Source organism: Dietzia sp. NPDC055343 (assembly GCF_053645265.1).
Genome location: NZ_JBSHMJ010000009.1, coordinates 1 through 24,305, shown reverse-complemented (window position 1 = coordinate 24,305; position 24,305 = coordinate 1). Strand labels below are relative to the sequence as shown.

Annotated in this window: 24 protein-coding genes and 1 tRNA gene; 8 read left to right on the top strand and 17 right to left on the bottom strand. The window is 70.3% G+C overall.

The window, feature by feature from the left end; all coding sequences use genetic code 11:
- Nucleotides 1-4: 4 nt before the first annotated feature.
- The 7 genes from rnc to ACWIE7_RS06325 all read right to left on the bottom strand — a co-directional run bounded on the left by rnc (nt 5) and on the right by ACWIE7_RS06325 (nt 7,314).
- A complete protein-coding gene (gene rnc, locus ACWIE7_RS06355; RefSeq protein ID WP_452100993.1) occupies nt 5-703 on the bottom strand; it encodes a ribonuclease III in 699 nt (232 codons plus the stop codon).
- Nucleotides 700-1,281 carry a YceD family protein gene (locus tag ACWIE7_RS06350; protein WP_452100992.1) on the bottom strand — a complete coding sequence of 194 codons (582 nt, stop codon included), beginning with the start codon at nt 1,279-1,281 and terminating at the stop codon, nt 700-702. The genes rnc and ACWIE7_RS06350 overlap by 4 nt, the downstream gene beginning before the upstream one ends.
- Nucleotides 1,282-1,305: 24 nt before the next feature.
- Nucleotides 1,306-2,097 (bottom strand): DivIVA domain-containing protein, encoded by a 792-nt coding sequence (locus ACWIE7_RS06345; RefSeq protein ID WP_452100991.1) that lies wholly within the window; start codon nt 2,095-2,097, stop codon nt 1,306-1,308.
- Nucleotides 2,098-2,196: 99 nt separating this feature from the next.
- The gene (coaD, locus tag ACWIE7_RS06340) at nt 2,197-2,670 is read right to left on the bottom strand and encodes a pantetheine-phosphate adenylyltransferase (protein ID WP_452100990.1); all 474 of its coding nucleotides are present in this window, start codon (nt 2,668-2,670) and stop codon (nt 2,197-2,199) included.
- Nucleotides 2,667-3,257 carry a 16S rRNA (guanine(966)-N(2))-methyltransferase RsmD gene (gene rsmD / locus ACWIE7_RS06335; protein WP_452100989.1) on the bottom strand — a complete coding sequence of 197 codons (591 nt, stop codon included), beginning with the start codon at nt 3,255-3,257 and terminating at the stop codon, nt 2,667-2,669. The genes coaD and rsmD overlap by 4 nt, the downstream gene beginning before the upstream one ends.
- A 68-nt stretch (nt 3,258-3,325) precedes the next feature.
- Nucleotides 3,326-5,578, bottom strand: a complete 2,253-nt coding sequence (gene recG / locus ACWIE7_RS06330) for an ATP-dependent DNA helicase RecG (protein WP_452100988.1) — start codon at nt 5,576-5,578, stop codon at nt 3,326-3,328.
- Entirely contained in the window at nt 5,575-7,314 is a 1,740-nt protein-coding gene (locus tag ACWIE7_RS06325) for a DAK2 domain-containing protein (protein WP_452100987.1), read from the bottom strand. Before ACWIE7_RS06325 ends, recG begins: the two co-directional genes overlap by 4 nt.
- Nucleotides 7,315-7,444: 130 nt before the next feature.
- On the opposite strand from ACWIE7_RS06325, the gene ACWIE7_RS06320 reads away from it, so the two are divergent.
- Nucleotides 7,445-8,239, top strand: a complete 795-nt coding sequence (locus tag ACWIE7_RS06320) for an enoyl-CoA hydratase/isomerase family protein (protein ID WP_452100986.1) — start codon at nt 7,445-7,447, stop codon at nt 8,237-8,239.
- A 133-nt stretch (nt 8,240-8,372) separates the two neighbouring features.
- Here ACWIE7_RS06320 and ACWIE7_RS06315 read toward each other — a convergent pair whose 3' ends face one another.
- Genes ACWIE7_RS06315 through thiL form a run of 3 tightly spaced genes read right to left on the bottom strand, consistent with a single transcriptional unit; the run spans nt 8,373 to nt 10,586 of the window.
- The gene (locus ACWIE7_RS06315) at nt 8,373-9,074 is read right to left on the bottom strand and encodes a uracil-DNA glycosylase (RefSeq protein WP_452100985.1); all 702 of its coding nucleotides are present in this window, start codon (nt 9,072-9,074) and stop codon (nt 8,373-8,375) included.
- A 3-nt stretch (nt 9,075-9,077) separates the two neighbouring features.
- Nucleotides 9,078-9,599: a gamma carbonic anhydrase family protein gene (locus ACWIE7_RS06310; RefSeq protein WP_452100984.1), complete on the bottom strand. Its 522-nt coding sequence runs from the start codon at nt 9,597-9,599 to the stop codon at nt 9,078-9,080.
- Nucleotides 9,600-9,608: 9 nt separating this feature from the next.
- Entirely contained in the window at nt 9,609-10,586 is a 978-nt protein-coding gene (gene thiL / locus ACWIE7_RS06305) for a thiamine-phosphate kinase (protein WP_452100983.1), read from the bottom strand.
- 120 nt (nt 10,587-10,706) lie between these two features.
- Between thiL and ACWIE7_RS06300 the strand changes: the two genes are divergently transcribed.
- Nucleotides 10,707-11,327: a DUF3515 domain-containing protein gene (locus ACWIE7_RS06300; protein WP_452100982.1), complete on the top strand. Its 621-nt coding sequence runs from the start codon at nt 10,707-10,709 to the stop codon at nt 11,325-11,327.
- Nucleotides 11,328-11,400: 73 nt separating this feature from the next.
- Here ACWIE7_RS06300 and ACWIE7_RS06295 read toward each other — a convergent pair whose 3' ends face one another.
- Both ACWIE7_RS06295 and ACWIE7_RS06290 read right to left on the bottom strand, forming a co-directional pair.
- Nucleotides 11,401-12,507, bottom strand: coding sequence for a D-alanine--D-alanine ligase family protein (locus ACWIE7_RS06295; protein WP_452100981.1), 1,107 nt, complete (start codon nt 12,505-12,507; stop codon nt 11,401-11,403).
- A 10-nt stretch (nt 12,508-12,517) separates the two neighbouring features.
- Nucleotides 12,518-13,516, bottom strand: coding sequence for an NAD(P)H-dependent glycerol-3-phosphate dehydrogenase (locus ACWIE7_RS06290; protein ID WP_452100980.1), 999 nt, complete (start codon nt 13,514-13,516; stop codon nt 12,518-12,520).
- A 109-nt stretch (nt 13,517-13,625) separates the two neighbouring features.
- Between ACWIE7_RS06290 and cofC the strand changes: the two genes are divergently transcribed.
- From cofC to ACWIE7_RS06275, 3 genes are read left to right on the top strand one after another with little or no spacing between them, the layout of a single operon-like run.
- Nucleotides 13,626-14,345 carry a 2-phospho-L-lactate guanylyltransferase gene (gene cofC, locus ACWIE7_RS06285; RefSeq protein ID WP_452100979.1) on the top strand — a complete coding sequence of 240 codons (720 nt, stop codon included), beginning with the start codon at nt 13,626-13,628 and terminating at the stop codon, nt 14,343-14,345.
- Entirely contained in the window at nt 14,342-16,438 is a 2,097-nt protein-coding gene (locus ACWIE7_RS06280) for an RNA degradosome polyphosphate kinase (protein ID WP_452100978.1), read from the top strand. The genes cofC and ACWIE7_RS06280 overlap by 4 nt, the downstream gene beginning before the upstream one ends.
- Entirely contained in the window at nt 16,435-17,352 is a 918-nt protein-coding gene (locus tag ACWIE7_RS06275) for an NUDIX hydrolase (protein ID WP_452100977.1), read from the top strand. The genes ACWIE7_RS06280 and ACWIE7_RS06275 overlap by 4 nt, the downstream gene beginning before the upstream one ends.
- 58 nt (nt 17,353-17,410) lie before the next feature.
- Here the strand turns inward: ACWIE7_RS06275 and ACWIE7_RS06270 are convergent, their stop codons facing one another.
- The 3 genes from ACWIE7_RS06270 to leuC all read right to left on the bottom strand — a co-directional run bounded on the left by ACWIE7_RS06270 (nt 17,411) and on the right by leuC (nt 20,023).
- Nucleotides 17,411-17,791 carry an HU family DNA-binding protein gene (locus tag ACWIE7_RS06270; protein ID WP_452100976.1) on the bottom strand — a complete coding sequence of 127 codons (381 nt, stop codon included), beginning with the start codon at nt 17,789-17,791 and terminating at the stop codon, nt 17,411-17,413.
- Between the two features lie 162 nt (nt 17,792-17,953).
- Entirely contained in the window at nt 17,954-18,550 is a 597-nt protein-coding gene (gene leuD, locus ACWIE7_RS06265; protein ID WP_452100975.1) for a 3-isopropylmalate dehydratase small subunit, read from the bottom strand.
- Between the two features lie 6 nt (nt 18,551-18,556).
- Nucleotides 18,557-20,023 carry a 3-isopropylmalate dehydratase large subunit gene (leuC, locus tag ACWIE7_RS06260; protein WP_454068825.1) on the bottom strand — a complete coding sequence of 489 codons (1,467 nt, stop codon included), beginning with the start codon at nt 20,021-20,023 and terminating at the stop codon, nt 18,557-18,559.
- A 71-nt stretch (nt 20,024-20,094) separates the two neighbouring features.
- On the opposite strand from leuC, the gene ACWIE7_RS06255 reads away from it, so the two are divergent.
- Entirely contained in the window at nt 20,095-20,796 is a 702-nt protein-coding gene (locus ACWIE7_RS06255) for an IclR family transcriptional regulator (protein WP_452100973.1), read from the top strand.
- Between the two features lie 110 nt (nt 20,797-20,906).
- On the opposite strand, the gene ACWIE7_RS06250 is transcribed toward ACWIE7_RS06255, so the two are convergent.
- A complete protein-coding gene (locus tag ACWIE7_RS06250; protein ID WP_452100972.1) occupies nt 20,907-21,776 on the bottom strand; it encodes an ABC transporter substrate-binding protein in 870 nt (289 codons plus the stop codon).
- A 72-nt stretch (nt 21,777-21,848) separates the two neighbouring features.
- A tRNA-Glu gene (locus ACWIE7_RS06245) sits at nt 21,849-21,924 on the bottom strand.
- Nucleotides 21,925-22,036: 112 nt separating this feature from the next.
- On the opposite strand from ACWIE7_RS06245, the gene ACWIE7_RS06240 reads away from it, so the two are divergent.
- Together ACWIE7_RS06240 and ACWIE7_RS06235 are read left to right on the top strand one after the other, a co-directional pair.
- On the top strand, nt 22,037-22,702 hold the full coding sequence (locus ACWIE7_RS06240) for a TetR/AcrR family transcriptional regulator (protein WP_452101092.1): 666 nt from the start codon (nt 22,037-22,039) through the stop codon (nt 22,700-22,702).
- Nucleotides 22,699-24,273 (top strand): MDR family MFS transporter, encoded by a 1,575-nt coding sequence (locus ACWIE7_RS06235; RefSeq protein WP_452101091.1) that lies wholly within the window; start codon nt 22,699-22,701, stop codon nt 24,271-24,273. The genes ACWIE7_RS06240 and ACWIE7_RS06235 overlap by 4 nt, the downstream gene beginning before the upstream one ends.
- The last annotated feature ends 32 nt before the right edge of the window (nt 24,274-24,305 follow it).

Below are 24,305 nucleotides of genomic sequence, written 5' to 3'. Positions count from 1 at the left end.
CTCGTCAGCCCGACTTCCCGTCCAGAACGGCCCAGGCCTGCTCGGCGGCCTTCTGCTCGGCTTCCTTTTTCGTGCGCCCGAGGCCCTGCCCCAGTCGCTCCTGCCCCACGAACACCACCGCGGTGAAGGTCTTGTCGTGATCCGGGCCGGTCGAGGTGATGTCGTAGTGGGCCTTGGGGCGGCCCGATGACGCGCACTTCTCCTGCAGGCTGGTCTTCCAGTCGAGGGCGGCGCCCAGCGTGGGTACGACCTGCAACCGTTCGCCGATGATCCGCTCGATCAGTGCCCGCGCCGGCTCGAGACCGTGCGTGAGATACACCGCCCCGAACACCGCCTCCAACGTGTCGGCGAGGATCGAATGCTTGTCCCGGCCTCCCGTGAGCTCCTCGCCGCGGCCGAGTCGCAGGTGCGCGCCCAACCCGCCGGGACCGAGTTCGCGAGCGATGTCGGCCAGCACGTAGGTGTTGACCAGGCTCGCCCGGATCTTGGCCAGGTCTCCCTCCGGACGATCCGGGTAGGCGCTGTAGAGGTACTCCGTCACGACCAACTCGAGGACCGCGTCACCGAGGAACTCGAGCCGCTCGTTGTGGGGCACTCCCCCGTTCTCGTACGCGAACGAGCGGTGAGTGACCGCCTGGGTGGCCAGTTCGGCGGGAAGCTCGACACCCAGGGCCGTACCCAGTGAGCCGGGCCGATCCGTCACGCGCGGCCCTCGTCCGTGCCGGTGGTGCCGAACTTCTCGGCCAGCCCCGCCCAGCGGGGGTCGATCCGCCCCTCGGTCTCCCCGGAGACCCCGTCGGGGCGCGGGGTGTCGGCGTTGATGCACTCGGCGTGACCGTAGTCCGTGCACGTCGGCGACAGCGGGAACTCCAGACCGAACGCGTCGACCAGCGCCGGCTCCAGGTCCAGCAGATCACCATCGAGCAGCCGAACCTCGTCCTGCTCGGCGCCTTCGGCCGCGGCCTTGTTCTCCAGCGCGTACATCTCGGTGAGGTCCACCGCGACCTCGGCGTGGAATTCGCCGAGGCACCGCGCGCATTCGATCGTCGCCTGTCCGCTGACCGAACCGGTGACGAGGACGCCCTCGTCGACGAATGTCAGCATCAGGTCGAGATCGAGTTCGGCCCCCTCGGGGATTGCGATCATCTCGACCCCGATCGTGGACGGCGCCACGGTGACACGCTGGATCGGCGTCATCGCGCCGGGTGTCCTGCTGATACTGCGCGTATCGAGGACGAGGGGGCCGGGCGCGGAACGATGGGACCTGGAGGTGGTGGACACGACCAGCAGACTACCCGCCTCGAGTCAGTAGTCTCCGTACCCGTCGCCGTGGCGCGCATCGTCACGCCCGGCGCGACGCCCGCCCGGCTCACGGCGGCCCGACGGGGCTACGCCGTGGAGCTCCTCGCGGCCGCGGGCGACGGTACGGATGGTGGTTCCGAGGAACTCCTCGAACCGCGCCATCTTGTCGTCGATGTAGGCGTCGCACTCCTCGCGACGGCGATCGCTCTCCGCATGTGCGGCGTCGCGCACCCGTGAGGCCTCCTCGTCGGCGATGCGGACGACCTCGGACTCGGACAGCATGCGCTGCTGCTCCTGCCGCGCCTCGGTGATGGTGCGGTCGTAGAGGATGTTGGCCTGTTCGGTGAGGCGCTCGGCCTCGGCGCGGGCGCGAACGGTGGTGGACTCGGCGTCGCGGCGCGATCGCTCGAGCAGCTCGCCCGCCTCGGCGCGGGCGTCGCCCACCAGTTCGTCGGCGTGCGTGGTGGCCTCGGCGACCATGCGGTCGGCGCGGGCCTTGGCGTCGGCGAGCATCGCGTCGGCGTCCTCGCGCGCGTTCCGTAGGGTCCGGTCCGCTTCGGCATCCGCCGCCGCGACGGTCTGGTGCGCCGTGTCATCGGCCTCCGCCAGCACGCGATCGCGCTGGTCCAGAACGTCCTGCGCATCGTCGAGTTCGCCGGGGAAGGAATCGCGGATGTCGTCGAGCAACAACAGGGACTCGTGCCGCGGGACCACACAGTTCGCGGTCATGGGCAGACTGCGGGCGTCCTCGATCATCGCGTTCAGCTCGTCGAGGGCCTGGAACACTCGGTACACGCTCGTCCCTTCACCGGTTCGTCACTCTTGCCACACCAGTGTGCCCGCAACACACGCGCCGTGGCCGGTGCGGCGGCGGTGTGTCCTACTCTCCGGCGTTCAGACCAGACGCTCCCTGAGCGCCGTAGCGACGGGCCCTGGCAGCAGGTGGGACACGTCGCCACCGAGTCGGGTGACCTCCCGACACAGCGAGGACGAGACGAACGACAGGTCAGCGCGGGTGGGCAGGAAGACGGTGTCGATCTCGGCGATCGACCGGTTCATGTGCGCCATCGGCAGCTCGTAGTCGTAGTCCGTGGAGTCCCGCAGCCCCTTGATCACGGCGGTGGCGCCCTGGTCGCGGCAGTAGTCCACGAGCAGGCCGTAGAAGCTGTCGACCCGCACACCGGGGATGTCGGCGCAGACCTCCTCGATGAGCGCCTTGCGCTCGGAGATGGTGAAGGTGCCCTGCTTGTTGGGGTTGGCCACCACGCACACGATCACGTCGTCGAACAGCGCCGCGGCGCGGCGGATGATGTCGAGGTGCCCGAGGGTCACCGGATCGAACGAGCCTGGGCACACGACTGTGGTCATCGCCTGACCGTATCAACCGGTCGCGCCATCTCGACGGCGGTCTCACCGTAGGTGCGCTCGAACTCTCGCGCGTACCCCTCGGGCCACCGCACCGCCGGGTCGCGCCTGGACCGCTCCCACACCACCAGTGCGTCGGGGGCGAGCCAACCGCCGTCCCGCAGCGCGAGGAGGATCGGCTCGTCGAGCACGCCGGAGCGCTCGTACGGCGGGTCCGCGAGGACCAGGTCGAACCCTCCGGGGACGGGGCACGGGCCACGGAGGGCGCCGGGAAGGGATGCACGTCTGATGGTCGCCGTGATGGACGACGACGACAACGCCGACGCCCCGGCGACGTTCTTCTTGAGGCAGGCGACGGCACGGGGGTTCTCCTCGACGAACCATCCCGCGTCGGCGCCACGGGAGAGTGCTTCGAGTCCGAGCGCGCCGGAGCCGGCGAACAGGTCGAGCACCGACGCCCCGGCGAGGTCGACCCGACTGTCGATCGCGCTGAACAACGCCTCGCGGACCCGATCGGTGGTGGGCCGGGTGCCGGCCGGCGGGACGACGATCGAGAGTGCTCGGAGTCGGCCGGAGATGATGCGGGTCATGTCAGTCCTGCTCGTTCGGGTGGCGGGTCATGTGCTGGCGGGTCAGGCGAATACCGCGGGGGGTGTGCTCAGTATCGCTCCAGATAGGCGGACTCCTCGGACCCGACCAGCCGGAAGACCCTCTCGGCGAGCGCCGGATGCGCGTGCAGGCCCGGGTCGGAATCCAGGATCTGCTCGGCGTACTGGCGGGCGATCCCGATGACCGCACCGTCCTCGACCACCGAGAGGATCCGCAGCGCCGACAGGGCACCCGACTGCGCATCGCCGAGTACGTCGCCCTCCCGGCGTTGGGTGAGATCGAGCTGGGCCAACACGAACCCGTCGGTGGTCGAGGCCACGGCGTTGAGCCTGTCCATCGCCCGGCTGTCGAATCGCGAGTTGGTGACCAGGAGGCACAGCCCTGACAGGCCACCCCGGCCCACCCGGCCGCGGAGCTGGTGCAGCTGGCTCACGCCGAAGCGTTCGGCGTCCATGACCACGATGACCGTGGCCTCGGGGACGTCCACGCCGACCTCGATCACCGTCGTGGACACGAGTACGTCGAGCCGGCCGGCGGCGAACGCCGTCATCGCCGTGTCCTTCTCCTCCGGCGACAGTCGGCCGTGCATGAGACCGACCCGCAGGCCGGCGAGCGGCCCGGTCGACAGGCTGTGGTGCAGGTCCACGGCCGCGGTCAACGGGATGCTCCCGTCGTCCTTGGCGTCGGGCTTGTCGTCGTCGCCGTCGATCCGTGCACACACCACATAGGCGCGATGTCCGGCGGCCACCTCCTCGCGGACCCTCTCCCACGTCCGCTCCAACCACCGGGGCTTCTCCCGCGCCGGCACCACCGACGTGGAGATGGGGCGGCGGCCGCCCGGCAGCTCCCCCAGTTCCGACACCTCGAGGTCCCCGAACACCGTCATCGCGATGGTGCGCGGGATCGGCGTGGCCGTCATCACCAACAGGTGCGGCACCATGCCGTCCCGCCCCTTGGTTCGAAGTCGGTCCCGCTGCCGGACGCCGAATCGGTGCTGCTCGTCCACCACGACCAGCCCCAGATCGAAGAAGTCGACCGAATCCTGGATCAACGCATGCGTTCCGACGATGATCCCGGCCTCACCCGTCACGATGTCCAACAACGCCTGCCGCCGCGCGGTGGTCGACATCGACCCGGTCAGCAGTACCACCCGGGTGGCGCCGTCCGCCGCACCGAGCCGACCGCCCTCCCCGAGGTCGCCGAGCATCGCGGTCAGGGATCGGTGATGTTGTACGGCCAGTACCTCCGTGGGCGCCAGCATCACGCACTGGCGGCCCGCATCGAGGACCTGCAACATCGCGAGCAGCGCCACCACGGTCTTACCCGAGCCGACCTCACCCTGCAGCAGCCTGTTCATCGGCTGGTCGCGGGTCAGGTCCACCGAGATGTCCTCCAGCACCGACTGCTGCCCCGCGGTGAGCGCGAACGGCAGCCGGGACCACATCGCGGCCCGGAGCCCGTCCGCGCGGACCGGGCTGGGCGGGGCCGGATCACGGGAGAAGAAGCGCCGCCGGGCGCCGAGCAACAACTGGAGCGCCAGCGCCTCGTCGAAGCGCAGGCGGTACCCAGCGGCGTCCATCTCCTCCTGGCTCGACGGCATGTGGGCCTTGTGCAGTGCGTCGTCCAGGTTCATGAGATTCACGGCGTCGATCACCGACTGATCGAGTGGGTCGACCACCGGGATCAACGCCCGTAGAGCCGTGACCACGGCGCCGAACACCTCCCAGGAGGTCACCCCCTCCCTGGACGCGTAGACCGGAAGGAACCTGCGGCCGAACAGGCTCTCACCCCCCTCGGCCTGCACCTTCGCCGACAGCTCGGCCAGAGCGGCCAGGTTGCCCGAGCCCTTGAGCTCACCGGACCCGCCCGCGGCGGTGGCGAGGATGAGGAACTCGGGGTGCTTGAGGTTCAGTTTGCCGCGGAATGTGGAGAGAGTGCCGTCGAACATCGCCTCGGTGCCGACCGGGAGGATGTTCTTGATTCCCCACCCGGCGAAGAAGACCACCTCAAACTCGATGCCCCCGTCGGTGACCACGAGGGTCACCCGCTGACGCTGCTTGGACCCCTTCTTGGACGTGTAGGTCGAGGACGACAGTCGCTCTACCGTGCCGATCACGGTTACGCGCTCGCCCTCGACGAGGGATTTCCTGTCGACGCGCTGCCCCTGCCGGCGGAACCGCCGGGGAAGGGTGTGGAGCAGGTCCCCGACCGTGCGGTGCCCGAACGCCGTGCCGATCCGCCGGGCGAGGTCGGCGTCGAGGATCTCGGCGAGCGGGGTCTCAGTGGTGGCGAAGGTCGTCATTCGACCCCGACACGCGCCAAGATCCTGCCGGGGCCCGCGCTGTAGGCCACCACCTCGACATCCGGATGGTCGGTTCGCAGCCGCGTCAGGACGTTCTCGGTCGAGGGCTCGTCGTACTCATCACCCAGCAGGAGGGTGACCAGCTCGCCCCCTGCCGTGAGCATCCGGTCGACGATGGAGCACACCGTCCCGACCGGATCGCTGTCGATCAGCGCCACGTCGTGGCCGATCACGCCCAGCAGATCCCCGGCCGCACACCGCCCCACCAGGGTCAGCGCATCCTGCTCGGCCCTGACCAGGTGCGCGTGGCGGGTCGCCGCCGCCGCGTCGGCCATACCGAAACCGTCCAGCGAGAGGGTCGAGGACGCGTCGTGAACCGCCAACGCCGCGAGCCCCTGGACCACCGAGGCGGTCGGGAGGATCAGTGCGTGCCGGCCCATGTCGCGCAGCGCCTCATCGAGGGAGCCGATCTGCGCTCGGGACAGCTCGCCGTTGGGCAGGACCACGCACTCGTCGGCCTCCAGTGCCAGAACCGCGTCGATCACTCCCTCACCACTGTCGCCGGGGTCGATTGCCGCCGCCCCGGCGTCGGTGAACAACTCCGCCAGCGAGCCTGGCCGTACGACCGCGGCGACAGTCCGGGTCGGGGTGCCGGTGGGCCGCGCCGCAGCCGGCGAGGCCCCCGTGCCCGCGGCGTCGTCGGTGGCACGGCCCTGGCCCAGGGGGTCAAGCATGTCGGTCACCCTGATCTCCACGACCCGGCCCAGGGACAGTGCGGACTCGATCGCCGGGCCGATGTCGTCCGTGTGCACGTGAACCGCCCAGCGGGCATGGTCGCCCGCACCTCCGTCGCCCACCACCACGACGCTGTCACCGAGCGTCCGGAGAGCCGACCTGAGCTCATCGGCACGGGCATCGTCGGAGTGCGTCAGTGAGTACATGACCTCGTAGCGCGTCTGCGCCGATGCCTGCCCAGCAGGCCCGCCCGCATCGCCCCTGTCAGAATTCTCTGCGCCGGCCCCGGCTGCGCACTCGCCCGGATCTGATGGGACGCCGTAGTCAGGCCGGTCGGGGGTCTCTCCGGTCAGAACACCGACCATGGTGTCCAGCAGGATCAGCAGTCCCCGGCCGCCGGCGTCCACGACCCCGGCATTGCGCAGAACCGACAACTGGGAGGTCGTCCGCGACAGGGCGTCCGCCGCGGAGTCCGCCGCGGCGCGGGCGACCTCGACGAGCGACGTGGCGGTGGAGCGGCCGGCACCGGCGGCGGCCTCGCGCAGGACGGTGACGATGGTTCCCTCGACCGGGTCGCTCAGCGCGTTGTCGACGAGAGTCACGGCGGTACGCAGGGCGCGCCGGTAGGTGGCCGCATCGACGACGGTGAACGTCGCGGCCTCACCGACCGCGCGCAGGACCTGGGACAGGATCACCCCGGAGTTGCCCCGCGCGCCGTGAACCGCCCCCCGGCCCAGCGCGACCGCGACCTCCCGGGCGCCGGCGGTGCCGCCGCCCTCGGCGATCCATGCGTCCTCGCCCTCCGCCCGGTCCAGAGCGGCTCTCATCGTGTAGAGGAGGTTGGTCCCGGTATCGGAGTCCGGCACGGGGAAGACGTTGAGGGCATTGATCTCCTCGCGATGCTCGGCAAGCTGCTCGACGCAGCGCCGGGCCCACGTGAGCACCCCCTGCGCGTCGAGCGTCTTGGGACGGTCCTCGACGCGCGTGCTCTCCTGCGTCATCGCCCCTCCTCGTCGCCCCTGGCACCCCTACCACCCGGATGTGCACGGGTGGCGCGGACAAGCCTAGTACCCTCACCTGTCGACAGCCGTCGAACAGGCCGAGACGGTGGACACCACAGGGAGCACCAGGATGACCTTTGACCTCTCAGCGACACCCCTCGCCACTCTCGAGGAGGGGGTTCTGACGCTGCCCATCTCGCTGGACGGCAAGGGCAATGCGCTCGACTCCGACGCGGTCGACCAGATGGGCACCGCCCTGGCCGCCCTCCTCGCCGGCGACCTCGAGGCCCGCGTGGTGCTCCTGATCGGCCTAGGCAAGAACTTCTGCGCCGGCGGCAATGTGGCCGGATTCGCCTCCGCCGACGATCGTTCCGCGCACGTCCGCGAGCTCGCGGACCGGCTGCACGCTGTGATCCGGCAGCTCGACGAGGTGTCCGTCCCCGTGGTGGCGGCCGTGGCCGGCTGGGCCGCCGGCGCCGGACTCTCCCTGGCCCTCGCGGCCGATTTCTCGGTGGCCGGTCCCGACACGCGTCTGTTGGCCGCCTATCCGGGGATCGGCCTGTCCCCGGACGGCGGGATGTCGTGGAACCTGCCCCGCGCGATCGGGCAGAACGCGGCGCGCGCCTTCATCCTCGGCAACGAGCCGATGACCGGCGAGCGCGGCTACGCACTCGGCATGCTCACTACATTCGTCGAGGGCGACGTTCGCGAGGCGGCCCGCGAGCTCGCGGTGCGTCTCGCCTCGGGCCCCGGTGAGTCCTATGCCGCGGTCAAGGCCCTGCTGCGCGCCTCGGCGGAGTCCAGCCTGTCGGGCCACCTCGATGCCGAGCGGGACTCCATCTCTCGTCTGGCCACCTCGCCGGACGGGATCGAGGGTGTAGACGCCTTCGTCGCCAAGCGGGCCCCGGAGTTCGGCCGGGACTGATCTACGAACGGCGGCCGACCCGCCACCCGCGGCCAGGCCCGGAGAACCCGCGATCCGCTACTCACCATCACGATTCGCTACCCGGGCGCCGGTAGCGGATCCGTCGTCGCAGTGGCGGATGTCGCGTGTGCGCTCAGGGCTCGAGCGGGAGGCGCCAGTCCACGGGTTCCGCCCCGAGTGCGGCCAGCGCCTCGTTGGCGCGGGTGAACGGCCGCGAGCCGAAGAATCCCCGCCGGGCCGAGAGCGGCGACGGGTGAGCCGAGGCGATCACGGGGATCTCGCCGAGCATCCCGGTCAATGACCGGGCGTCGCGCCCCCAGAGGATCGCGACCATCGGCCGGTCACGCTCCACCAGCGCCTCGATGGCCCGCTGGGTGACGGCCTCCCATCCCTTGCGCCGGTGGGAACCGGCGTCGCCCGGGGACACGGTCAGCACCCTGTTGAGCAGCAACACCCCGGATCGCGTCCAGGCCCCCAGATCGCCGTGCGGCGGTGCGGGCAGCCCCAGGTCGTCGGTGTACTCACGGTAGATGTTGCCCAGACTGCGGGGCAGCGGCCGCACCTCACCATCGACGGCGAAACTCAACCCGACGGGATGCCCGGGGGTCGGGTACGGGTCCTGCCCCACGATGAGCACGCGCACGTCGTCGAAGGGTTGGGTGAACGCGCGAAGCACCCGGTCCGACGCCGGCAGGTAACCGCGCCCCGCCGCGTTCTCCGCACGCAGGAAATCACCCATCCGGTGGATCTGCTCCTCCACCGGGGCCAGCGCCCGCGCCCAGCCCGGATCGAGCAGGTGCTCCAGCGGCGGCCGCGCCGAGATCTCCGGTCTCACGGATCAGTCGAGCCGGCGGAGTTCGGCACGGTACCGCATCGCGTTCTCGTGGTACTTCTGCGTGTTGCCCTCGAGCATCGCCGGGTCGACCTCGTAGCCGTCCCGGATCCTCGCGGGCGTGCCCATCGCCATCCGTCGATCGGGCAGGTCGAAGCGTGGCGGGATGAGACACCCGGCGGCGACGATCGCGCCGGCGCCGATCACCGCCCCGTTGAGCACCACCGAACCGGACGAGATCAGCGCGCCGTTCCCGATCGTCGCGCCCTCGATGTGGGCGTTGTGTCCCACGATGCAGTGCTCACCGAACACGGTCGGCTCGCTCTCGGTGCAGTGGACGATCGTGCCGTCCTGGATGTTGGTCATCGCCCCGACCTCGATCCGCCCGTAGTCACCGCGCAACACCGCCGTGGGCCACACCGAGGCGCCCGGACCGAGCGTCACGCGCCCGATCACCACCGCGTCGGGGTGCACCCAGGCATCGGGCGCGATGTCGGGTTCGAGGTCTCCGAGTGCATAGACAGCCATGTGCCCACCCTAGTTCGCGCCGCGCGCGGAGTCCCAGCCTCCGGGCGTCCGGGCGGTGCCGTCGATCGTCACCTCGCCGGGTTCGCCGGCACGGATCGTGCCGATGATCGTGAACTCGTCCGGCACGGCACATCCCGGCGGGAAGGTCCCGAGCAGCCCGTGGTCCTCTCCCCCGTCGAGCATCCAGTCGAGGACGCGGGCGTCGGCGTCGGCGGCGCCGAGCGACTCCGCCGCGGCGAACAGTTCCGGGTCGACCGGCAGTGCCGCGCGGTCCAGGTCCGCGGCGACCCCCGACGCGCGCGTGAGGCCGGACAGGTCGCGCAGGAGCCCGTCGCTGACGTCGGTGAGGGATGAGGCCCCGACCACACGTGCGGCGGTGCCCGTGCCGACCGGGGTGTGGGGCACGCGGTATGCCCGGGCCAGCGGGCCGTCCGGGCGTCCGGCGAGGAGGAGGGCGAGCCCCGCGGCCGACCGCCCGGGGAGTCCGGTGAGTCCGATGCTGTCCCCGGGGGCCGCGCCGTCGATCCGCACCGGGGCGGCCCCGTGCGGAAGGGTGCCGATGGCGGTGACGCCGACGACGACGAAGTCGGCACTCGTGAGGTCCCCACCGACCACGACCGCCCCGGATCGGGCCGCCTCGGAGTGGATCCCGTCGGCGAGATCCGAGATCTCCCGCATCGTGGTGCGACCCGGTACCGCGAGGGCCACCAGGATCCGTGTGCATTCGGCGCCCATCGCCAGGACGTCGGAGACGTTCTGTGCCACGGCTCGCCTGCCGAGGTCCCGCCAGCCCGTGAGATCCCGACGGAAATGGGTTCCCTCAACGAGCATGTCGGTGGTCACCACGGTGGCCCAGGCGGGCCCCAGGACGGCGGCGTCGTCGCCGTTGCCCACCGGGTCGTCCCCCGCCTGCACCGGGGCACCACTGAGCACCTCGAGAACCGCGGCTTCGCCGGCCTCGGCCACGGTCACGGCCCGATCGGTCACGTCTGTCCTCCCCTTCCGGGTGGAGTCGCGCGCCGGGTGTGCAGGCGCGGGTCTGTAGCGTTGCCGTCAGGTTAGCGGCCGCCCGGACGGCGTCCGCCCCGGGGAGGAAGGACGACACCTGTGGCTTCGACGGACTCGGATCCGGAGGATCGGTACGACGCCGGTCCGCGGAACACCAGGGCTTCCGACGGGGATGTTCGCCCCGTCCCCACCGCTGTCGTGGTCGCGGGGGTCATCGTCCCCCTGATCGTTCTCGCGGTGGTGTTGGTGCTGTTCCGGAACATGGGCGACGAGGCCGCGGAAGCCGCCGTGAGCGAGCCGTACGCGGCGGTACCCCTCCCCGCGCCGGGCGCCGGGTCCCAGGCTTGCACGGCCCTGATCGAGTCATTGCCGCCGGAGCTCGGAGACGCGACCCAGGTCGCCCTGACCGAGCCGGACACGGCGGGCATCGCGGCCTATCGCATGCCCGACGCCGAGCCGGTGGTCGTGCGCTGCGGCCTGCCGGCGCCGCCGACCTTCGTCGTGGGCGTGGGGCTGCAGGAGGTCAACGGGGTCCAGTGGTTCAACGAGCCCGACCCGGACCCGGCGGTCACGTCGTCGACATGGGTGGCCGTGGATCGGCCCGAGTTCGTCGCGATCACGCTGCCCGAGGGCAGCGGCACCGGTCCGATCCAGAATCTGTCCGACGCGATCACCGCGTCCCTCGACGAGATCGAGCCGGCCCCGGCCCCGGTGGGCTGACCCGCCACGGGCCGTGCCGGCCGCACCGCGGCGATCGCGCGGATCTGCCGGGGGGCCGCCCGCGGAGGGTGGGTCAGCCGCGTGCGAGCGCCGTCTGGACGAGGGTGCCCAACAGCGTCGGGTAGTCGACGTCTGTGGCGGCCCACATCTGCGGGTACATCGAGATCGGGGTGAAGCCCGGCATGGTGTTGACCTCGTTGATCACCGGACCGTCGACCGTGACGAAGAAGTCCACCCGGGTGAGCCCGGTGGCGTCGATCGCCCGAAACGCCGCCACGGCGAGCTCGCGAAGCCGCTCGATGTCGGCGGCCGGGAGCTGCGCCGGCAGGTCGAACGTACACACGTCGTCGAGGTACTTGGTGTCGAAGTCGTAGAAGGAATCGCCCTCGGACTCACCCTCGCGACCGGTCGGCTCGCCGGGGATGTGCAGTTCGGCCGGGAGGCTGGCCTCGACGCGCCCGTCGGGGTACTCCAGGACCCCACATTCGACCTCGCGACCGACGATCGCGGCCTCGACGATCACCTTGGGGTCGAACCGACGGGCCTCGGCGATCGCGGGATCGAGGTCGTCGATCCGGGAGACCTTGGTTATCCCGATCGACGACCCCCCGCGGGCGGGTTTGACGAACAGTGGCAGCCCGAGGCGATCCAGTTCCTCTGCGGTGGGGGACCGTGTTCCGGGGCGCAGCACGACCTGCTCGCCGATCGGCAGTCCGGCGGCGCCGAGGACGATCTTGGTGAACTCCTTGTCCATGCCCGCGGCGCTGGCGAGCACCCCGGGCCCCACGTACGGCAGCCCGGACAACTCGAGGAGCCCCTGGATGGTCCCGTCCTCGGCGTAGGTGCCGTGCATGACCGGAAAGACCACATCGATACGCGCGACCTCCTCCCCGGCGCGGTCCCCGTCCACGTACCGCAGGACACCCCGGTCCTCGGTGGACAAACCCAGCGCGACCCGCGGGCGGTGCGGATCGACGACCGGCATCGAGCGATCGATGATGCGCAGGTCGGAGACATCGTCCGGGCCCAGTGTCCACGCCCCGGTCGAGGTGATCCCCACGGGGATGACGTCGTACTCGGACCGGTCGAGGTGGGAGATGACGGCGCCGGCGGACACGCAGCTCACGGAATGTTCCGTGCTGCGGCCGCCGTAGAGGACGGCAACGGTGGTGCGGTTCACCGGGCCGAGGCTACTCGGGCTTGGTGCTCCGTCTCATGAGGCGCACCGCCACCTCGACGGCGTTACCCCCTTCGTGGCAGATCTCGTGCACCGCCTCGGTCAGGGGCATCTCCACGCCCGCCCGGTGACTGAGCTCGACGATCGAGGTGCACGACTTCACGCCCTCGGCCACCTGGCCGTTGGTCGCCTCCTGTGCCTGCTCCAGGGTCTCGCCCCTGCCGAGTCGCTCACCGAACGTCCGGTTCCGGGACAGCGGCGACGTACAGGTGGCCACCAGGTCGCCCAGACCCGCGAGGCCGGCGAAGGTCATCTGGCTGGCGCCCAGTGCCACCCCGAGCCGGGTGGACTCCGCCAGACCACGTGTGACCAGTGTCGCCGCGGTGTTGTCCCCCAGACCCATCCCCGAGGCTATGCCACACACCAGCGCGATCACGTTCTTGGTGGCCCCACCGATCTCGCAGCCCACCACGTCGTTGTTGGTGTACGGCCGGAAGTAACGGGTGGAGAAGGCGTCCTGGAGTCGCGCGGCGCGCGCCGCGTCGGTGCAGGCGATGACGGTCGCGGCGGGCTGCCCCTCCGCGACCTCACGGGCGAGGTTGGGCCCGGACAGGACGGCGATCTGCCCCTCGGGGAGGCCTGCGACCTCGGCGACGACCTCGCTGATCCGCATGAGCGTGCCCGTCTCGATGCCCTTGGCCAGAGAGATGACCCCGACGTTCGGCGTCAGCAGGTCGACCCAGTTCTCGAGGTTCGCGCGCAGAGTCTGTGACGGTACCGCGAGGACGACCTCCTCCGCACCGTCGAGGACCTCCGCCGGGTCGGTCGATGCGCTGACCGCCGACGGCAGTACGACGCCCGGGAGGTACTTGCCGTTGCAGTGGTTGCCGTTGATGTCGTCGGCGGCCTCCTCGCGCCGCGCCCACATGACGACCTCGGAGCCGGCGTCCGCGAGAACCTTGCCCACCGCGGTCCCCCAGGACCCCGCACCCATCACTGCGATCCGCGCCATGGCCGCCTCCCCACTCTCGTCGCCACCTGGCCTCGCCCCGGGTGAATCACGGCAGTGACGCTACCCGGCGCCGGGCGATCGCGAGGCGGTGCTGGCAGGATGGCGTTCGATGAACGCAGTGGGTGGCCGGGAGCGCACGGGAGACGGGTGGACGATCGTCGTCCCCGTCAAATCCCTCGATCGCGCCAAAAGCCGACTGGGGTCGACGCTCTCGCCGGACTCCCGCCGCGGCCTCGTGGTGGCGATGACCACCGATGTCGTCACCGCCTGCCTCCACAGTCAGCAGGTCGGGCGCGTTCGGATCGTCTCCTCCGACCCCCAGATCGCCGCCCTCGCCGACCGATTGGGGGCGGAGTTCGTCGCCGAGACGACGCCGGCCCCCGGCACCGACGTGGACCCGCTCAATGCCGCGCTGACCGAGGCGCTCGCCGGTCTCACCGGACGGGTCGCAGTCGTCGCCGCCGACCTCCCCGAGCTGGACGCGCAGTCGCTGACCCGCGTGCTCGATTCGGCGGCCGAATACCCGCATTCGGTCGTCGTCGATCATCGCGGAGAGGGCACCACGATGGCATTCTGGGCCGGCGGCGCCGCCCGTGTGTGCCGGTTCGGCGCCGGCTCCGCCGAGCGCTATCGGCTCGAGGGCGGGGCCGCGGTGCTCGACGTCGACGACATCGCACGGGGCGCGGCCTCCCGGGACGTGGACATCCCCGAGGACGTGGTCCGACTGGCCGGTCGTCGGGTCGGGGCCGCCACCGCCCGGGCGTTGACGGGTGTTTCCGCTCCCCTTCGCTGCCCGGACCACCCTCGATCGGCCACAATGGTCTGGTGACAGTCGAAGACCACGCCCCGCAGGCACTTCCCCGGCCCCGTGACCGCTACCTCAACCGTGAACTCAGCTGGCTCGACTTCAATGCGCGCGTCCTCGCGCTGGCCGGCGAGACATCTCTCCCGCTGTTGGAACGAGCCAAGTTCCTCGCGATCTTCGCCTCCAATCTCGACGAGTTCTACATGGTCCGGGTGGCGGGCCTGAAGCGTCGCGACAAGACCGGCCTCTCGGTCCGCTCCGCCGACGGCCGGACACCCGCCGAACAGCTCAGTCGGATCAGCCTGCGTAGCCGTGAACTGTGCGACGAGCAGTCCAGGTTGTTCCACGATGAGATCCGGCCGGCGCTGGAGGCGAACGGCATCAGGATCCTGCCCTGGTCGGCGCTCTCCACAGAAGAGCGTTTCGAGCTCTCCGAGCTGTTCCGTAACCAGATCTTCCCGGTTCTCACGCCGCTCGCCGTCGATCCGGCGCATCCGTTCCCCTACATCTCGGGCCTGAGTCTGAATCTCGCGGTGATCATCCGCGACGCCGATTCGGGACAGGAACACTTCGCGCGGGTGAAGATCCCGCACAACGTGCCCCGCTTCATCCGGGTCCAGCGCGAGAGCGCCGAGGAGTTCGCGTTCGTCTCCGCCGAAGAGCTCATCGCCGCCCACCTGGGCGAGTTGTTCCAGGGCATGGAGATCGTCGAGCACCACGTGTTCCGCGTGACGCGAAACGCGGACATGGAGGTCGAGGAAGACCGGGACGAGGACCTCCTGCAGGCCCTCGAGCGAGAGCTGGCGCGCCGTCGATTCGGCTCCGCCGTCCGCCTCGAGATCGCCGAGGACACCACCCCCCGGATGTTGCGGATCCTCAAGCGCGAGCTCGACATCGAGTCCGGGGACGTGATCCGCTTCTCCGGCCTGCTCGATCTGACCGGGCTGTGGCAGCTCCACGGACTCGAGCTCCCGGATCTCAAGGATCCGGCGATGGTGCCGGCCACTCCTCCGGCGTTCGGTGAACGGGAGACGGCCCGCAACATCTTCGACTCGCTCCACGAGGGCGACGTCCTGGTCGAGCACCCCTACGACTCGTTCTCCACCACCGTCCAGAGATTCATCGAGCAAGCGGCGGCGGACGAGAACGTACTGGCGATCAAGCAGACCCTCTACCGCACCTCCGGTGACTCGCCCATCGTCAACGCCCTCGTCGACGCCGCCGCAGCCGGCAAGCAGGTGGTGGCGCTGGTCGAGATCAAGGCCCGGTTCGACGAGCAGAACAACATCCGGTGGGCGCGCGAACTCGAGCAGGCCGGCGTGCATGTGGTGTACGGGTTGGTGGGTTTGAAGACGCACTGTAAGACGTGTCTGGTCGTCCGCAAGGAGGGCGATCGCCTCCAGCGCTACGCCCACATCGGGACCGGCAACTACAACCCCAAGACGGCGCGCCTGTACGAGGACGTGGGGCTGTTCACCGCCGACGAGGACGTGGTCTCGGACCTGACCGACCTGTTCAACCACCTGACGGGCTTCTCCAATGTCAGCAAATACCGGCGGCTGCTCGTCGCCCCCGAGGGCATCCGCTCCGGGATCATCGAGCGCATCGACCGGGAGATCGCGCTGGCCGCAGAGGGTCGGGAGGCGGGCATCCGCCTCAAGGCCAACGCCCTGGTCGACGAGCAGGTGATCGACGCCCTGTACCGCGCCTCGCAGGCCGGCGTCCCGGTCGACATCGTCGTGCGTGGAATCTGCTCACTACGTGCCGGGGTTCCCGGACTGAGCGAGAACATCCACGTCCGGTCGATTCTCGGCCGGTTCCTCGAGCATTCACGCATCCTGCACTTCCGTGGTGCGGACGAGGTGTTGCTGGGCAGCGCGGACATGATGCACCGAAACCTCGATCGACGCGTCGAGGTGATGGTCACGGTCACCGACCCGCGCCTCAAGGCGCAGGTGAACCGCATCTTCACCTCGGCTCTCGATCCCGCCACGCGCAGCTTCCAGCTGCAGCCCGACGCCACGTGGCGCCGGATGCCCGCGCCGGAGGACTGGGCGGACTCGATCGATCACCAGGAACGCATGGCCGCCGAACACGCGGGGTTCCGTGACCGATGAGCAAGTCCAAGTCCAAGTCCAAGATCCGGGTCGTCCCCGCCGCGGGTGCGGTGTTGTACCGCGTGGAGAACGGGGTGCCGGTGTGCGCGATCGTCCACCGGTCCCGGTACGACGACTGGTCGCTACCGAAGGGCAAGGTCGATTCAGGAGAGTCCCTGCCGACGACCGCGGTCAGGGAGATCCTCGAGGAGACCGGGTTCGAGTCGGTGCTCGAGTCACTCATCGGGACCACCGCGTACCCGCTGAAGGAGAACACCCGCAAGGAGGTCACCTACTGGTCCGCCCGGTCGCTCGGCGGCCGCTTCGCGCCGAATTCCGAGGTCGACGAACTCCGGTGGCTCCCCGTGGAGGAGGCCAAGGCTCTCGTCTCCTACGCCCTGGACCGCAAGATACTCACCCGCTTCGCCGGCATGCGACCGGTGGAGACGGTGGTGCTCCTCGTGCGGCACGCCAAGGCGGGCGACAGGAGCGAATGGAGCGGGGACGACGCGCTTCGACCACTCGAGAAGTCCGGGCGTACGCAGGCCGAGATGCTGTCCCCGATGCTGAGGGCGTTCGGCGTCAGCCGGCTGCACAGCGCGCCCCGGGTGCGCTGCGAACAGACCCTGGGGCCGCTCGCCGATGAACTCGGTGTCGACATCGCGATCGAGCCCGCCCTGAGCGACGAGGCCTACCTGGAGTCACCTGCGGGCGCCGTGCAGCGGCTGCTCGAGATCGCGGCCACCGGCGGTGGCATCGCGGCGATCAGTTCCCAGGGCACCGCGATCCCCGGGATGCTCGATGATATGGCCGTGGCAGCGGGGATCGACATCGGCGATACCTCCACCAAGAAGGCGGGCGCGTGGGGTCTCGGCTTCTCAGGGACCACACTGCTCTATGCGGACTACTACCGCAGCCCGCTCCCGCTGCACTGACCGGCGAGCCGACGGGACCGCACTCTCCCGGGACGGCGCGGCGTGGGTCAGCCGAGGCTCAGCCGACCCTGCCGGGGTGGTCGACACCGTTCTGCCCCAGCCCGCCGAACGACTGGTGCGAACTCGATCGCTTTGCCGCCAGCCGTCCTTCCGGGAGGACCTCCGCGCCCTGGATGACCGCCTTGAAGTACTGACCGGGGCGGAACACCGGCGAATACGTGGGAGGGACCGGGATCGACTCCCCGGTGTGTGGGTTACGGGCGACCCGTGCGGCCCGGGCCTTCTTCTCGAAGATGCCGAACCCCATGATGGTGATCGACTCCCCGGACGCCACCGTCCGCACGATGATGTCGAGGGTGTTCTCCAGCGCCTCGGTGGCTAGCTGGTGGTCACCGCCCATACGTTCAGCCAGTTCCTCGATGAGATCGGCTTTGTTCACGTGGGAGCCCCCCTTTGTGCGAGTGTCGCTGTCGCGGAACCGATCCGCACCCAGTGCGGATAAGCATACTCACACAAAGAGGGATAAAGAAGCCTCAACATCCGCGCGCCATGGCGTCCGGCAGCTCTCCCGAGCCACCCGCCGAGGGGCGCCGATCCCCGCCTACCGTGGCTCGGTGACGGGCTTGAAGGACGGACGCCGGGCCTCGTACTCCTCGATGAGGTCCTCACGCCGGAGGGTGAGGCCGATGTCGTCGAGCCCCTCCATGAGGCGCCACCTGGTGTAGTCATCGATGTCGAACGGGACGGTCACATCTCCGGCCGCGACGGTCCGCGCACCCAGATCGACGGTCAGCTCGATCCCGGGCCGGGCGTCCATGACCTTCCAGAGCAGCTCCACGTTCTCCTGCTCCACCTGGGCCGCGACGAGCCCGGACTTGCCGGAGTTCCCGCGGAAGATGTCGGCGAAGCGCGAGGAGATGACCACGCGGAACCCGAAGTCCATGAGCGCCCAGACAGCGTGCTCCCGGGAGGAACCGGTGCCGAAGTCGGGACCGGCGACCAGGACGGAAGCCTTGTCGTAGGGCGCGCGGTTGAGCACGAAGTCGGGCTCCTTCGCGCGCCATGACGAGAACAGCCCGTCCTCGAAGCCCGTGCGGGTCACGCGCTTGAGGTAGACGGCGGGGATGATCTGATCGGTGTCCACGTTGGAGCGGCGCAGCGGGGCACCGATGCCGGTGTGGGTGGTGATCGGCTCCATGAGGTGTCAGGCCCCCTTCGCGGGCTCGAGGTCGGCGGGAGAGGCGAAGCGGCCGAGCACGGCGGTGGCCGCCGCGACGGACGGGCTGACCAGGTGGGTGCGCGCACCCTTGCCCTGGCGCCCCTCGAAGTTCCGGTTGGAGGTCGAGGCACATCGCTGACCGGGCTCGAGTGAGTCGGGGTTCATCCCGAGACACATCGAGCATCCGGGCTGGCGCCACTCGGCCCCGAACTCTGTGAAGATCCGGTCCAGCCCCTCGGCCTCGGCCTGCTCGCGTACCCGCATCGAACCGGGGACGACGAGCACTCGGACGTCGTCGGCGACCCTGCGGCCGGCGATGACCTCGGCCACCTCGCGCAGGTCCTCGATCCGCCCGTTGGTGCAGGAGCCCACGAACACCACGTCGACGGGCACGTCCCGCATCGGGGTCCCCGCCCGGAGATCCATGTACTCCAGGGCGCTCTCGGCGGCGATCCGCTCACTCTCGTCCGTGAAGGACTCCGGGTCCGGCACGGTCGCACCCAGCGGAACACCCTGGCCGGGGTTGGTGCCCCACGTGACGAACGGGGTCAGTGCGGAGCCGTCGATCACGACCTCGGTGTCGAACACCGCGTCCTCGTCGGTCCGCAGGCCGCGCCAGTACTCCACGGCGGCGTCCCACTCGGCCCCCTGCGGGGCGTGCGGGCGACCCTCGAGATAGTCGAAGGTGGTCTGGTCCGGGGCGATCATGCCCGCGCGGGCGCCGGCCTCGATGCTCATGTTGCACACGGTCATCCGGGCCTCCATCGAGAGCTTCTCGATGGCCTCTCCGCGGTACTCGATGATGTAGCCCTGCCCGCCGCCGGTGCCGATCTGTGCGATCACGGCCAGGATGAGGTCCTTCGCGGTGACGCCGGGCCGCAGTTCGCCGGTCACGGTGATCGCCATCGTCTTGAACGGCCGCAGCGACAGTGTCTGGGTGGCCATGACGTGCTCCACCTCGGAGGTGCCGATGCCCATCGCGATGGAGCCGAACGCGCCGTGCGTCGAGGTGTGCGAATCGCCGCACACGACGGTCATCCCGGGCTGGGTCAGGCCCAGCTGCGGTCCGATGATGTGGACGATGCCCTGCTCGGCATCACCCATCGGGTAGAGGCGGACACCGAACTCCTCGCAGTTGCGGCGCAGCGTCTCGATCTGCGTCCGCGAGGTCTGGTCGGCGATGAGGTTCACCGCTCCCCCGACGATGTCGGTGGGCACGTTGTGGTCCTCCGTCGCCAGCGTGAGGTCGGGCCGGCGGAGCCGCCGACCGGCGAGCCGGAGCCCGTCGAACGCCTGCGGGCTGGTCACCTCATGGATGAGGTGCAGGTCGATGAAGATGAGGTCGGGCTGACGCGACCCGCCCTCGCCCTCGCCCCTGGCGACCACGTGGTCATCCCAGACCTTCTCGGCCAGGGTCCGCGGCCGTCCGCCGCCGGACACCGTCTCACTCATCACGCCTCCAAGTCCACGTCCTCGGCGAGTTCACGATGGATTCTCACCATGTAGGACGCTATAGTCGAACTGTGAGACAGTATAGCGGGATCGGGGTCCTCGACAAAGCAATGACGGTGCTACACGCCGTGGCCGAGCAACCGTGCGTCCTGTCAGACCTGTGCGAGCGAACCGGGCTGCCCCGGGCGACCGCACACCGACTGGCGGTGGGCCTGGAGACGCACCAACTCCTGGCCCGTGACGATGCCGGCATCTGGACCCTGGGACCCGGCCTCGCCAAGCTCGCGGCCAACCTCCCCGACCCGCTCGCCGAGGCCGCCTCCTCGGTCCTGCCCCGCCTGCGCGAGACCACGGACGAGAGCGTCCAAGTCTACCGCCGCGACGGCGACCGCCGTGTCTGCGTGGCCTCGGCCGAGCCCCTCACCGGACTGCGCGACACGGTGCCCGTCGGAGCGGTCCTGCCCATGACGCGCGGCTCTGGCGCCAAGGTGCTCGCCGCGTGGGCCGACATCCACACGCAGCGCGCGCTGCTGGCCGAGGCGGGCTACACCGAGCGCCAGCTCGCCGAGATCCGCAAGCGCGGCTGGGCACAGTCCGTCGCCGAGCGCGAGCCCGGCGTCGCGTCCATCTCGGCGCCGATCCGCGACTCCTCGGGCGCGGTGATCGCTGCCATCTCCGTCTCCGGCCCGGTGGACCGCATCGGCCGCCGCCCCGGTGTGCGCTGGGCCGCCGACCTCCTAGCCGCTGCCGAGGCCATCCACAAGCGCCTCTAACCGACACCCGCCCCACCGGCCGCGACCCGCACCGAACCAGGCGCCGCCCGCCCTGCGCCCCGGCCCGGCATGCCGCCCGTCGGGTCAGCCCGCCGGGTCAGCCCGCCGGGTCAGCCCGGGCGCCGCCCCCGGACGAGCCGCTCCAGCGCCCAGGGCAGGCTGGACACGCTCGGCTGCCGGACCGCGGCCACGAGATCACCGTCCCGTGGGTCGACGCGAACGACGTGCACGCCGGGCCGCCGCAGTTCCCGGAAGACGACCGGCCCGGGATACGTCACCACGTCGAACCCGAGTGCCCGCAGCTCGGCGAGGAGCGGCGCGTCGGCCGCGAGGGTGGCCACGGCGGTGTCGGGGTCAGCGCCGGTCCCGATGACGACGACGAAGCTCTCCACCCCCAGCCGGCGCTGCCGCTCGGCCCACGCCCCGAGCACCTCCCCGGTGGCCCGTTCCGCCGGGGCGGGGTCGGCGCCCACCGCGTCGGCGATCAGGTGGAGATGATCGCGCCAATCGGGTCGCCCCTCCGGGCCGACGATCACCGCGCCGAGACGTTCATAGGCCCGCAGTTGCGACTCGGTGACATCCGCGGACGCCATCGCGAACGCGTCCACCCCGAAGGGCAGGAGGGATCTGAGGCTCGGCGGCCCGGACCCGGCCCACTCCGGCGCCGGCGGGGCGGGCCGCCCGCGCCAGGGCCGGGGTCCGGTACCGTCCGCCGCCCAGGCCGCCGTCGGCGCATGGTCGAGCGCGTGCAGGACGTCGAGGTCCGCCGAGGACATCGCGACCACCTGTCGCGCAGGGGCGTCGGGCGTGACGGTCCGGACCGGCTCCGGCGGGGCGAGCGACCCGGACGTGGACGCGCCCCGGGTCGACGGTGTCGTCGTCGTCCGGCCCGGATCGTCCGTCCGCGCACACCCGGACACCCCCACCGTCGCCAGCCCGGCACCGAGGGCGAGGCGGAGAAGGTCACGGCGCGAGGTCACGACGGCGATCCTCTCATGCCCCAAATGCAGGATGACCCGGCTCGTCTGATCAGACGAGCCGGGTCATCTCCCTGGTACCCCCGATGGGATTCGAACCCACGCTACCGCCGTGAGAGGGCGGCGTCCTAGGCCGCTAGACGACGGGGGCTTAGTGCGGAACCACTATAGGCAGACCCGGTTCCGGATTCCAAATCAGGAGGGTGTCGAAGTTCACCAGGTATAAATATGCACTCGGTGCAAAGTTTGGCTAGGCTTCCGCCATGACTTCCCCACCCGACGCCGACTCGCTCCGCGAGCGCAAGCGGCGCGCGACGATGGTCGCCATCGAGGACGCCGCCACGTCGCTCGTGCTCGAGCACGGCTACGACGCGGTGACCGTCGACCAGATCTGCGCGGCCGCCGAGGTCTCCAAGCGGACCTTCTTCAACTACGTCGCCTCCAAGGAGGCCGCGGTCATCGGCACGACCCCCGAGGACGTCCCCGACGCCGCACGCGCGGAGTTCCTCGTCGGGGCCGACCCGGACGTCCCGCGCGCCCTGCTCACGCTGTTCCTCTCGGCGTTCGCCGCGGTCCGCACGGCCGACGACGCGCAGACCGCCGTCCTTCTGCAGCGTCGGCGCGCCATCTTCCGTGAGCACCCCGACCTGGCCGCCGCGCGGATGACCGCCTCGTCGAAGTTCCAGCTCCGGCTCGTCGACCTGCTCACCCAGCATTTCGGACGGAGCCCACAGCTACGGCGGCTCACCACCGTCCCCGTCGACGCCGAGGCGCGTGCCTACGTCGCGCTGATCGCCGCCTCCGGGAGCCTCGGGCTGTCGACCTGGCTCACCCGCGAACACGCCACCCTCGCCGACCTCAACGCCGACTGCCTCATGGCCCTCGGCCAACTCGCCCAGCTCGCAGCCCTCTCAGAGAGGTCAGTATGACCGACACCACCACCCGACCACACGCGGAGACGAACGCCCCGGCCGCGCCCGGCCACAACGTCCCGCTGGTCTTCACCTCGCTGCTGCTGGGGATGCTCATCGTGTCCCTGGGGCAGATGATCTTCGCCACCGCGCTCCCGACCATCGTCGCCGACCTCGGCGGCGTCGACCGGATGAGCTGGGTCATCACCGTCTACCTGCTCACCATGACCATCGGCCTGCCGGTATACGGCAAGCTCGGTGACCAGATCGGCCGCAAGCCCCTGTTCGTGGCCGCGATACTGCTGTTCTCCGCCGGCTCGCTCCTCGGCGCACTGTCCTGGAACATCGACGTCCTCATCGTTGCGCGCGCCATCCAGGGCCTCGGCGGCGGCGGGCTCATGGTCCTGTCGCAGGCGATCGTCGCCGACGTCGTGCCCGCCCGCCAGCGCGGTCGGTACATGGGCATCATGGGCGCGGTCTTCGGGCTCTCCTCCGTCCTCGGGCCACTCCTCGGCGGGTTCTTCACCGAGGGGCCCGGTTGGCGCTGGGCGCTGTGGTTCAACCTCCCGGTCTGCCTCCTAGCCCTGGTCGTGGCGGTGGCCTTCCTCCGTCTCCCCCGCCGCGGCGCCGGCCGACGGACGGACTGGGCCGGCACGCTCCTCATGGCCACCGGCACCACCGCGCTCATCCTGCTCTCGTCGTGGGGCGGCCACCGGTTCGGCTGGACCGACCCGGCGATCTTCGCCCTGGGCGCAGTGTTCCTCGTCTGCGCGGTCGCGTTCGTCCTGGTCGAGCTGCGCTCCGCCGATCCGCTGATCCCCATGACCCTGTTCCGCCAGCGCAACTTCACCCTGTCCACCGCGGCCGGGCTCATCATCGGCGTGTCGATGTTCGGGTGCATCGCCTACCTGCCCACCTACATCCAGATGGTCCACGGGCTCAGCCCCACCGCCGCCGGCCTCATGATGACGCCGATGATGGCCGGGATGATGGGCACCTCGATCGTCGTGGGCAACATCGTCAGCCGCACCGGCCGCTACAAGTGGTACCCGGTGGTCGGCTCGGTGGTCATGGCCGTCGGCCTCTGGCTGATCGGCTCGCTCCGGGCCGAGGACACCCTCACGCACCTCGGGGTGGTCCTGTTCGTGTTCGGCTTCGGACTCGGCCTGTGCATGCAGCTGCTGGTCCTCATCGTGCAGAACTCGTTCCCCATCACCATGGTCGGCACGGCCACCGCGTCCAACAACTTCTTCCGTCAGATCGGCGCCACACTGGGGTCGGCGGTCGTCGGCTCGGTGTTCGTCAGCCGCCTCGCCGATCTCATGGGCGAGCGGATCCCCGCCGCGGCCCAGCAGATGGGGCCCGAAGGAGCTGAGGTCGCCGCAGGTTTCTCGAACGGCTCCGGCGCCGCGAACTCGATGAGCCCGGAGATACTCGCCGGCCTTCCCGGGCCGCTGCACGACGCGATCGTCGGAGCGTACAACGACGCCCTCGTTCCGATCTACCACGTCGTGGTGCCACTGCTCCTCGTCGCCACCGTGATGCTGCTGTTCATCCGCGAGGACAAGCTCAAGGAGACGATCGACTGAGCAGGCCGGCGACGCGGGTGGCCGGACCGGCC